Below are 7,039 nucleotides of genomic sequence, written 5' to 3'. Positions count from 1 at the left end.
GGTGATGATGGTACCATTCATATTGGTAGAGACTTTGACCTTGATCCTATGGGACCTGCAATTGAAGGCGGCATTGGTATCAATGCACAACTGTCTCACAATTTCTCCCTTCATGGTGATGTGAATTATCAACAAAAGCTTCAGAAAACTGGTATAAGTGGTGCAAACTTTTCAGGTGGAATACGCTATCAGTTTTAAGGAAAGGCTGTAAATAGCCTATTCATTCTATTCAATTTAATAAAAAGGCAGTATAGTATACTGCCTTTTTTAATCTATGTAAGCTACTATTCTTATCCCCTAAAACTTTTTTCTTTCTCCTCAATGATCTCCTTCTCTGCTATTTACACGAGTCACGCGGCATATTCATTATCGAATTTGTCTATACAGCTAAGCAAAGTGTATTTTTAGGCAATATAAAGAAAACAACATTGGAAAAGATAATGATAAAAGAAGTTCTCTGTTCATACCTTTGCTATCTGTTTCTTCAATCCATTAGCTTAACACCACCCTGTAAGAATTCATTTATATTTCCATGTACCGTTTTTTAGGCAAACCATTTTGACAATGCTTATCCCTATCATTCCATATAATATATTGATTTATAAATATAATTCTTTGTTTTACATGTTGTAATGAGAGTCCGGAATATCGTAGGATTCTCTCATTTCAAACTTGTTTTATGTTGAATCAATTAAAAATTTTCTTGCACGTTACAAGCGGAGCTGGCGTGTGGAGCAAAGTTATATAAGAAAAGCCTAAGAACTCCTATAATGAACTGTCTCAAGAACCAAGAGCTTGTCACAAACATTAGGAGCTAGCAAAGTGTGTGATGGGCTTGCTCTTTTATTAAGCTTAAAGGTATCAGCTTGCTCCTTCGTAAGCGTAAAGATGATGAGACTCTATGGCTTTAGCGTTATAGCATTCATGACCACATCGTCGCGAAATAAGCTTTGGTACCCTTAAAGAAAAGTCTCTTTAAAGAAAGCCTGTGAATAGCCCCCTCATCTCTTTTTCTTATAGCAGAGAAAATTTGCTGATCGTTTTGGTGAGTGCATAAAATAATACATCTCAATGCTATAGAGCTTTTATAACGATTATCCTTAATAGACAATTTTAAATATCATACTTCATAGTGTTTTTAGCATAAGCTTGAGCAAGCTAGGTTTTATGAAATCCATTTTTCCCGACTTCTTATGATCATTAAAAAGTTTTTCTTAAGAAAAACTTCAAATCATAGAGAACACCATAACTATAATTCGTTTTGTTGTTTACAATAAAAACATAATGATATAAAAACTGATTGGGTACTTGCGCCATCAGGGGAATGAAGTAAGCATCAAAGCATACCAAATATTAAAGGCATATCTATGTGTAAGAAATATATTTATAAGAAAAATTTTTTGTTATGTACAATTGCTGGAACTTTCATTTTTTCTCATTTTGCTCCAACTTATGCAAATAGACAACCTCCTGAAATTATTAGTGAGTTTAAGCTGGAAAAAGGAGAAGAAAAAACTCTTAATAACGTTTTTATCCGCAATGGATTGAGCGCAGTGCACGCCTCTGAAAAAGCAATTGCCACAATTACAAACTCAACAATACATTCAGCTTCGTTTGCTTTTGCTGTATCACAAGGTGGACGTATTAATGCTAAAGGAGTAAACGTCAATGCCTTGTACACTGGTCTATCGATTTCAAACGGTATCATTAACATTGAAGATTCATTCATAGAAAGCAAAAAACAATCCGGTATTATTTTTCATAGCATTTTAGATGTTTTTGTGAAAGATGGTGAAGAAGTTATCAATAAGGCAATTCTTAACAATACAAAACTTCTTGTGGAAAATGGTGTCGGTATTTTAGGACCATCATCTTCAAAGTCTGTTGCCGAGGTTCAACTTAGAAATTCAGAAATTCGTTCTGATGTACTATTACAAAATAATGTAAAAAAGAAAACAGATTCAGATCCTCATCCTGTGACTTTTGTATTAACCGCCGATAATTCGATTATGGAAGGAAGAGCAAGAACCTTAGCAGTAAATACAACTGTTTTTAATTTAAATAACAACAGCAAATGGTATTTAAATGTAAGTCAATACGACATAAATCGTGATTTTAGTTCATTTAATTATGCACTCCATGATATTAAGCAACGAGCACTATCTACCGTTTCAGTACTGAACTTCAATAATAGCTCTATTGTGTTTAATGCGCCACATAGGCTGGCAAAGGGTCAATATCAAACCTTGAGTGTAGGACGAACAATTGAGATCCCTAAACCACACGAAAACAGGGATTCCGCTATAAAAACCGTTTATAATGCGACAGGTAATGCAAGGATTTATTTCAATACAGAATGGAGTGATGGTTTAAAAAGAGAACAACAAAAAACGGACCGCCTTCTTGTCCATGGAGATGTATCAGGCACCACGACAATTAGTTTCAATAGTCTTTCAAAAGGTGAGCCATCAAAAGAAGAAGCTTCTATTCCCGCGAATATGCGTGGACTGTCGCTCATTCAAGTATCTGGAAAAACAGATGAAAATGCCTTCAAACTAGCAAATGGCTATGTCACAATGGACGGTTTGCCTTATAAATATATCTTAAATGCCTATGGACCAACATCACGTCTTGGAGAAGCAGAGAGCACACAAAGCCATTTAGGAGAAGTAACTCAACAATCACAAGAAAAGTCCTCAAAAACCGACACGACCCCCGTTGTATTAGGTGGTGTGGTTTTGAAGATTGAGGATAATATAAAAGGTGAATCAACGGCAAATTCTGAGCAAATAGGGAGCACACAAAACCATTTGAGAGAAAATCAGAATTTCTGGGATTTCCGCTTGCAAAGTGCAACGCTCGATGATGAAGGAAAGATCAGAGCTCTCGTTCCTCAAGTGGCAAGCTATTTGTCCATGCCTAGCGCACTATTCTCAGCTGGACTGGCTGATGTAAACAATCAAAACACTTTACTGAACACGATACAAAAAACAGGCTTTGAGAAAAAAAATCATAAAAACAAAGGGATCTTCTTCTCGACTTATGGAAATAAGATGACATTATCCTCTCACCGTACGCCATTGCAATATGGCTATGGTGCCGATATTCACTATGCTGCTTTACAAGCAGGCTTTACATTAGTAGCTCTAGAAGATCAAAACATAACCACCAATTTGGGTCTTTTCGGGACATATGGGAAATTAGCTTTCACCCCAAAAGATATGGAAGGTGCTGACAAGAGTACACTCAATAAATGGTCAATTTCTGCATATAGTGGACTGCGCCATAATAATGGTGCATATATCCATGCTCTCTTTTCTTATGGAATGCTCAAGGGAGATATCACCACAGCTCTCATAGGAAAGACTGCAGAATTGAAAAACGCTGATACATTCAGTGCATCGGCGACCATTGGACAAAAGTTCGAAACCAGTACAAAAGGATTGGTCTTTGAACCACAAGCACAAGTTGTTTATCAGCGTCTCATGCTTGGCACATTCTCAGATGTCGATGGCTTTGATGTAGATATGGGAAATCCTCATCAATACTTAGTGCGTGCTGGTGGGCGCTTAACACAAACGACGATTTCTATTGAAAAAGGCAGTATTCTTTCTCTCTATGGTAAATTGAATATTATTAAAGCTTTTTCTAACAATGACACCATACAGATTGGTGAATCATTCCACTTTGGTTCTATGGGGGCTTCTGTTGAAGGTGGACTTGGTGTGAATGCACAATTATCACAAAATATCGCCCTTTATGCTGATGTTAACTATCAACATAAGCTTCAAAAAACTGGTATATCTGGAGCAAGCTTTTCAGGCGGAATACGCTATCAGTTTTAAGAAAAGGCAAAAAACAATTTATAGTCTATGCATTTTTAATAAAAAAGCAGTACGAATGTACTGCTTTTTTGCAATCTATCGTAAAGAGCCATCAATAACGGTTCTTTCTATACAGCTTTCTCGAAAGGATTAATTTCATTCAAACCAAATGCAACAAAATTCCTTATCTCTCAATGACTGCTGAAGTCTCAAGAGAACTGCCTTTTTGATTTATAAAAATTTTTGTATATCGGTAAAAAATACAAAATATTTTAGCTTTTTTACATCAAAAAAATTCATAGTGAATAATTCTATATGCAAGAAAAACAACTGAACGATTTTTGTAAATGCACAACAAATCTTCTCCAAAAACTTTGTAGAGTTTTCATAACAACAGCCTTAAGCAATAAACATCCTTGTAAAATATTTTGATCCTTAGCACTTTAAAACAAAAATACTTATCAAGCTAGGTTTTCTGAAATCCATCTTCGCTGCATTGCGCTTTCTATTTTAAAAGCTCTTCTAAGACCAATTTTTAAACGATAAATAACAAAGCATAATATTCGTTTTGTTGTTTACAATAAAAATATAATGATATAAAAACTGATTGGGTACTTGCGCCATTAGGGGAATGAAGTAAGCATCAAAGCATACCAAATATTAAAGGCATATCTATGTGTAAGAAATATATTTATAAGAAAAATTTTTTGTTATGTACAATTGCTGGAACTTTCATTTTTTCTCATTTTGCTCCAACTTATGCAAATAAACAACCTCTTGAGATTCCTACGGTCCAAGTAGCTAATGGAGAAGAGAAGAGCCTTCATAATGTTTTTGTTCGTGGTAAGTATGATGCCGTGGTTGCTAAGAAAGGTCATATTACCATTACAAACTCAGTAATGCACTCAGGCTTTACTTTGCTTTCTGCAACATCAGGTGGTCAAATTAATGCCAAAGGAATTGTGGGAGAGGCAGAAGGGCATGGTTTGTCACTCACAAACGGCACAATCCATATTGAAGATTCAACATTAAAGGTCATAGGCCACAGCAGAGCCTATGGTATCAATTTTGGTTATATTTCAAGTTCTACAATAAAAGAAGGAGAAGAAGTTGTAAACAAAGCAATCCTTAATAATACAAAAGTTCTTGTAAAGGACGGTGTAGGTATTTTCGGACCTTATTATCCCAAAACGAATGCAGCGTACCTTAAAAACTCAGAAATTCGTTCTGATATGTTATTAAAAAATGAAGTCTCACCCTTCTTCGAGGTTCAACCTGCTACTTTTACATTAGAGGCTGATAATTCGATTATGGAAGGAAGAGCAAAAACGCTTCCTCAAAATACAACGGTTTTCACCCTAAACAATAACAGCAAGTGGCATTTAAAAATTAGTCTATTTGAGTTGGAAAATAGTTTTAGTCTATTTAATTATAAGCTCCTTGATCTTAAGCAACGAGCACAATCTATCGTTTCAGTCCTAAACCTTAATAATAGCTCTATCATATTTAATGCTCCGCATAAACTAGCAGACAATCATTATCAAACCTTGCATGTAGGAAAACATCCACAAAAAGCAGAGCAAAACAGAAGCTCCGATGCAACAACGGTTTACAATGCATTGGGGAACGCAAGAATTTACTTTAATACAGAATGGAGTAATGGTCTTACAAAAGAACAACAAAGAACTGACCGTGTTCTCGTTCATGGTGATGTCTCAGGCACCACAACGATCTATTTCAACAATCTTTCAAAGCATGCAGAACCATTCGATGATGAAGAAGATTCAATTCCTTTGAATATGCGTGGGCTCTCACTTATTCAAGTTTCTGGGCAAGCAAATGAAGATTCCTTCAAACTTGCCCATGGCTACACCACAATGGAGGGCTTACCTTATAAATACATACTCAATGTTTATGGACCAACATCCAGCCGTGGGAAAGCCGATAAGACACAAAGTCATTTAAGCGGAATATCACAAGAATCAAAACAGAAAGATGCACAAAATATCAATGCATCATCCCTTAAAAAAGAAAACTATGGACAAGCTCCCTTGGAAGAAAATGAGAATTTCTGGGATTTCCGCTTGCAAAGTGCGACTCTCGATGATGAAGGAAAGATCAAAGCTCTTGTTCCTCAAATGGCAAGCTATTTGGTTATGCATAATGCAATATTCTCCTCTGGCTTGGCTGATATAAACAATCAAAATACACTGTTAGATAATATGCACTCAATAGTTTTCGGATTAGAAGGTCATAAACAGAAAGGGATATTCTTATCGACTTATGGCAACAAGATAACGTTATCTTCCAGCCGTAGTCCATTAGAATATGGTTATGGTGCAGATGTTCGTTATGCTGCTATCCAAGCAGGCATGACATTAGCAACGTTAGAAAATCAAAATATGACCGCGAATCTTGGTCTTTTAGGCACATATGGAAAGCTTTCTTTTGCGCCAAAGGATATGGAAGGTTCTGACAAAAGCATACTGGATAAATGGTTTTTTACGGCATATGGGAACCTCCACCATGACAATGGTCTCTATGTTAATACACTTTTCTCTTACGGCATTTTAAACGGACATATTACAACAGCCCTTATCGGCAACACCACAGAGTTAAATAATACGGATACATTAAATATATCAGCTACCGTTGGACAAAAACTAGCAACTGGTGTTGAAGGAGTGTCCTTTGAACCACAAGCACAACTTATTTATCAACACATTACATTTGGCACTCTTTCAGATATTGATGGCTTCCAGGTTAATATAAAGACCCCTCATCAATGGTTGGTCCGTATTGGAGGGCGTTTAACGAAAACAATGCTTCCCATTGAAAAAGATCGTGTTCTTTCTTTTTATGGTAAATTGAATGTCATCAAAGCTTTTGGTGAAAAGCGCACTATAGATGTTATTGAATCTTTCTATCTCGATTCTATGGGCTCTTCCCTTGAAGGTGGGCTTGGCATTAACGCGCAACTTTCTAAAAATATCGCACTTCATGCTGACGTTAATTACCAACATAAACTTCAAAAAGCTGGTGTCTCTGGAATTAATTTTTCCGGTGGAATGCGTTATCGCTTTTAGAAATCTTAGCTCTCTATTTTGACGCATAAGCAGCGCTGAGATGAAAACAGTGCTGCTTATATTTTACTACATTACAAAAAACGTAGTGTGTCAAAAAGTGGTTTATTTTTAGCAAAACAAAGAAAATAT

Annotated in this window: 3 protein-coding genes; all 3 read left to right on the top strand. The window is 36.0% G+C overall.

What is annotated here, in order from left to right; genetic code table 11:
* Positions 1–198: autotransporter outer membrane beta-barrel domain-containing protein (locus tag ACFIJR_RS07810; protein WP_375652059.1), on the top strand; the 198-nt coding region annotated here is incomplete at its 5' end.
* 1,169 nt (positions 199–1,367) lie between these two features.
* Positions 1,368–3,845, top strand: a complete 2,478-nt coding sequence (locus tag ACFIJR_RS07805; protein ID WP_375653928.1) for an autotransporter outer membrane beta-barrel domain-containing protein — start codon at positions 1,368–1,370, stop codon at positions 3,843–3,845.
* Positions 3,846–4,498: 653 nt separating this feature from the next.
* The gene (locus ACFIJR_RS07800; RefSeq protein ID WP_375652061.1) at positions 4,499–6,910 is read left to right on the top strand and encodes an autotransporter outer membrane beta-barrel domain-containing protein; all 2,412 of its coding nucleotides are present in this window, start codon (positions 4,499–4,501) and stop codon (positions 6,908–6,910) included.
* The last annotated feature ends 129 nt before the right edge of the window (positions 6,911–7,039 follow it).

Source organism: Bartonella sp. OD88NMGDW (genome assembly GCF_042193775.1).
GTDB lineage: Bacteria > Pseudomonadota > Alphaproteobacteria > Rhizobiales > Rhizobiaceae > Bartonella > Bartonella grahamii.
Note: the sequence above shows the minus strand (reverse complement) of the source record. Positions and strands in the feature narration are given on the sequence as shown.